Genomic DNA, 1,356 nt, shown 5'->3' with positions numbered 1-1,356 from the left:
AATTTCTTCAAAGGCATTTTGACGTGCTGGCTCCATTGCTAGCACGGCTTGAGCGTAGCTATTGATTTCAGTGTTGTCAACTATTGGTGCTGGAGTTTGACCATAAGCTTTTGAACTCGGTGAAAAAGCTTGAGAAATCACACTTGCAGTAGCGATCGCGCCAAAAAATAATGAATGATAAAGGATTCGCTTTCGGCTAGATCGGGAAAATAAATCGGAAATTTTCTTCATATAGTATGTGACACAGAACTACATCAGGGATATTATAAGGACTTTGAATTATTTTCGGAGTTGGAAGTTCCAGCAACTGCTCAATACATCAAGTTTTTACATTTGATTGTCAATTTTCTCGGCATACTTGGCAAAGTTCGATTATTTTAGTCTGGAGTGTTGACATTTCTGATGCTCCTTGCTTGAGGCTCACTTCTAACTCCAATAGCAGGGGTAAGCAATAGATTAACTGTTGCACAGAAAGTAGTCTGATTTCTTGCTGTAAGAAGTAGATCCGTTTGGGATTACCGATATCAGCAGCCTTAGCGATCGCTTGTTGATTGCGCTCACCACTTTCTATCATAATCTTCACCCAGAGCCAGGTGCGAAATTGTCCAATTAGTGTGGCAACTATCCGTAATCCTGGTTCGGAAGCATTGCTCAAATCTGCCAAGGTTGTCAAAGCTTTAGCTGTATCTCCTGTTCTAATTGCTGCTGCTAATTGTAAGCTATTTTGAGTAGTATTTCTTACTAACTTTGTAACTGTATCTACGTCTAAAGGCTTATTACTACCTTGGGCATATAGCCGCAATTTCTCTAACTCATTGTAGAGAAGTCGTGTATCATTTCCAACGGATTCTGCCAACAACTGGGCAGTATTGGCAGTCAGTTTCACACCCACAGTCTGGGCTGCTTGATTAACAGATTGCACCAACAATTCTGTTTTCCAAGGGGGAATGAGGGGAAATTCTCGGAATTCGGTAGCAAACTGTTTTAACAATTTTGTGGATTTGAGTCGTTCATCTGGCTTATTGCGGCTGGTGAGCAATAAAAATGAGTTGTCGGGGATGACAGGTAGCGATCGCCCCAATTCTGCCAACACGTTCTCTGGACAGTGCTGGCATAGAGTTGTATTTATCAGCCATACCAAGCGCCCACCAGACCCAAAAGTGGGTGTCATGACTTGATTTAACCCCTGGATAGCAGCATCAGCTTGATCTGGGGAGAATGAAGTGTAATTAAAACTTATCCAGTTGGGATCGAGGACGCGATCGCGCAGCATAGCGATCGCCTTTTCCATCGCAAAATCATCCTCACCCCAGTAAACATAGATTGGCATAGATAAATCTCATAATAGATGGACAT

The 1,356-nt window shown here is 42.3% G+C and carries 1 protein-coding gene and 1 pseudogene; both read right to left on the bottom strand.

Going from position 1 to position 1,356, the window contains the following annotated elements:
- Nucleotides 1-231 (bottom strand): annotated as a pseudogene (locus tag RRG12_RS44195) (hypothetical protein); the annotation flags it as partial.
- 109 nt (nt 232-340) lie between these two features.
- Nucleotides 341-1,330: a DNA polymerase III subunit delta gene (gene holA, locus RRG12_RS44190; protein WP_420763132.1), complete on the bottom strand. Its 990-nt coding sequence runs from the start codon at nt 1,328-1,330 to the stop codon at nt 341-343.
- Nucleotides 1,331-1,356 lie beyond the last annotated feature (26 nt).

The organism is Nostoc sp. CALU 546, from assembly GCF_048836525.1.
The sequence above is the reverse complement of the archived record's forward strand: the minus strand, read 5'-3'. Positions and strand labels throughout refer to the sequence as shown.

Bases quoted from the DNA above. Each gene is read 5' to 3' on its own strand.
- holA (WP_420763132.1), bottom strand. From the start codon at position 1,330: ATGCCAATCTATGTTTACTGGGGTGAGGATGATTTTGCGATGGAAAAG.